This window comes from Stenotrophomonas sp. STEN020, from assembly GCF_056760195.1.
In genome coordinates, this window is the sequence record NZ_JBRREI010000110.1 from 1 (window position 1) to 3,170 (window position 3,170).

At 64.6% G+C, this 3,170-nt stretch carries 2 protein-coding genes; one reads left to right on the top strand and one right to left on the bottom strand.

The genetic code is table 11. The features are described 5' to 3' along the window. Positions 1–204: 204 nt before the first annotated feature. Positions 205–996, bottom strand: a complete 792-nt coding sequence (locus ACVOLZ_RS22185) for a DUF4349 domain-containing protein (protein WP_481518022.1) — start codon at positions 994–996, stop codon at positions 205–207. A 212-nt stretch (positions 997–1,208) separates the two neighbouring features. Between ACVOLZ_RS22185 and ACVOLZ_RS22190 the strand changes: the two genes are divergently transcribed. Beyond that, complete coding sequence (locus ACVOLZ_RS22190; RefSeq protein ID WP_481518023.1) at positions 1,209–3,011, top strand: DUF885 domain-containing protein; 1,803 nt, start codon at positions 1,209–1,211, stop codon at positions 3,009–3,011. Positions 3,012–3,170 lie beyond the last annotated feature (159 nt).

Consider the following 3,170-nt stretch of genomic DNA (forward strand, 5'->3'; position numbering starts at 1 on the left):
CTGCGTGTGGCGTTGCGGGTGTTGGTGTGGTTGTGTGTGGTGTGTGGTGGGGGCCGCCCCGCGGTCCCCTGGTCGGCGCCGGTCGTTCCCCACCCCCGCCGCCCCCCCCCCCCCCCGCTCCCACAAAACTGACAGGCGCTCATGCCTGGACGACCTTTCAGATCATCAGCTTCGCGGCTCACGCCGCTCCTACAAAACTGCTGACTACTTCTTCTTGCGGCGGCGCCACCACAGACGAAGCAGCCATGCAATGAAGCCACCAACCAGAATCAACGGCAGCAGGCCTGCGGCGATGCGAATCACATAGGCCACGCTGGTGGTGAAGATCTCACCGAAATCGCCGAACGCCCGGCCAATCTCGCTGCGGTTACGCTGACTGTTGGTCGATTCAATATTGATGGTCACCAACTGCGTATCGATGCGGCGGTGCTGCTGTGCCGAATCACGATTGGCCTGCTGCAGGCCCGCTTCGATCTCCGACAGCCGCTGCGAAATCGTCAGCAGATCAGCAACCGCCAGATCCCGACGCTGCTGATACTCGATCAGGCGCTCATGCTCGGCCTTCAAGCGGTCCTGCATCAATTGGGTATCGGCCACCTGCTGGGCCAGATCCTCGGCCTCGGTGTTGCGGGTGGTGACCTCGCCCTTGTCGCTGGCCAACGCGATCAGCGGCTCCACGCCCTTGGGGGCGACCCGCACCTTGACCGAACCGCGGGGCGTATCGCCGCCCTGCTGGGACACGTTGAGCACCGCGCAGTCGCCGAACTTGGCGCTCTGGCAGGCATCGGATACAGCCTTCACCCTTGGTGCGATGTCCTTGCCTGGCAACTGCAGCTGCACCGTGTGCTCGTAGGCCAGGAAAGCACCTTCCGGGGATTGCACCGCATCGGCGGCACTGGCCGCGCTATCGGCCGACATCTCATGCTTGGCGCAACCACCCAGCGCAAGCAGCGCGCCCAGTGCCAATGCCAAGGTACTTCCGTGCAATTGCTTCATGCTTCCATGTTCCAGGTGGTTTCGTGGCGGCAGCATAGCGATATAGCTGAATACGAAGGCTAAAAATTTGTGCACAGCAAGGTAGCCGGGGTAAGCGCAGTCGCCGCCTGCGCCGAACCGCCCGTTTTGGCAAGCCGCCACCAACCAACGGCATGTGCGCCGCTTGCCCAGTCCGCCTATGCTCGGGGATTCCCTCAGTAACAGGATCACCGATGCGCAAGCACCTGCTCGCCGCCGCCCTGCTCGCCAGCCTCGCCGGCTGCCAGAGCGGCGATGCCCCGACCGCTCCGTCCGCCACCACCGAGCAGGCTGGGCAGGCCCAGGCCGACGCCCAGTTCGCCGAGCTGTCGAAGAAGGCACTGGACACCTGGATGCAGCTGTCCCCGGTCAGCGCCACCCAGATCGGTGATCACCGCTACGACAGCCAGCTTGATGACCTCAGCGCCGCCGGCCAGCAGAAGAGCCTGGACGCCAGCAAGGCCCTGCTCGCCGAGCTGGACAAGCTCGACGTCAGCAAGCTCGGCCGCGAGAACCAGGTGGATGCCGCGATCCTGCGCAACCAGCTGCAGTCGGACATCTGGTCCAACGAGACCATGCAGTCGTGGAAGTGGGACCCGCAGGTCTATAACGGCTTGGCCGGCAGTGCCATCTATGGCCTGATGGCACGCGAATTTGCACCGCTGCCGGAGCGCCTGAAGTCGGCCACCGCACGCATCGAGCTGATCCCGCAGATCTTCGCTGCCGCCCGCACCAACCTGGATCCGGCACGCGTGCCGAAGATCCACGCCGAAACCGTGGCCAAGCAGAACCGCGGCATTCTCAGCCTGGTTGAAACCTTCATCGTGCCCAACATCGGCCAGCTCGAAGCCGCCGACCAGGAACGCCTGAAGACCGCCATCGCCACGCTGACCAGCGCTGTTGAAGAGCAGCAGACCTGGCTGGACAAGACCCTGGTGCCGAATGCCAAGGGCGAGTTCCGCATCGGTGCGGAGAAGTACGACCAGAAGCTGAAGTTCTCGCTGAACTCCTCGCTGTCGCGCGCCGAGATCGGCGAGCGTGCCCGCGCCGAGCTGACCCGCGTGCGCAAGGACATGTACGGCATCGCCCAGGTGGTGTTGAAGGACAAGCCGGGCGCACCGGAAATGCCGGCCAACCCGACCGACGACCAGCAGCAGAAGGCGATCGAAGCCGCACTGGAACTGGCCTATGCCGACAAGCCGGCCCGCGACAAGGTCGTGGACGACGCCAAGGCCGCGCTGGACCAGTCCACCGAGTTCGTGCGCAAGCATGACCTGATGACACTGCCCGATGCGCCGGTCGACATCATCCTGATGCCGGAATTCCAGCGTGGCGTGGCCGTGGCCTATTGCGACTCGCCGGGCCCGCTGGACAAAAACCTGAAGACCTTCTACGCGGTCTCGCCGATTCCGGACGACTGGAACGACAAGCAGGTCGATTCCTTCCTGCGCGAATACAACAGCCGCATGATCCACCTGCTGTCCATCCACGAAGGCACCCCGGGCCATTACCTGGAAGGCTGGCACTCGGGCAAGTTCCCGTCGACGCTGCGTGCGGTGCTGCGCTCGGGCCTGTTTGCAGAAGGCTGGGCGGTCTACACCGAGCGCATGATGCAGGAACAGGGCTACCTGGATAACGACCCGCTGTTCCACCTGGTGCAGCTGAAGTTCTACCTGCGCACCATTGCCAATGCCATCCTCGACCAGGGTGTGCACGTGGACAACTGGAGCCGCGAGCAGGCCATGCACCTGATGACCCACGACGCCTTCCAGCAGGAAAGCGAAGCCTCGGGCAAGTGGGTGCGCGCACAGCTCACCTCTGCCCAGCTGCCGACCTACTTCGTCGGTGCACAGGAGCACTTCGACACCCGCAAGGCAGTGCAGGAAAAGCAGGGTGCCAACTTCAACCTGAAGGCCTACCACGACCAGATGCTGTCCTACGGCGCACCGCCGGTGCGTTTCGCACGCCAGCTGATGCTGGAACAGCCGATCGAATAATTTCAGCTGGTTTTGTCCACTGAAAAGCCCGGGCAGTGCCCGGGCTTTTTTTTTGGCCCTTGTAGTTGGGGGGGGGGGGGCGGGGGGGGGGGGGCGGGGGGGGGGGCCCAGCGCGCGGGGGGGCGCCACCGCCACGCCGCCCCCCACCCCACCCCCGCC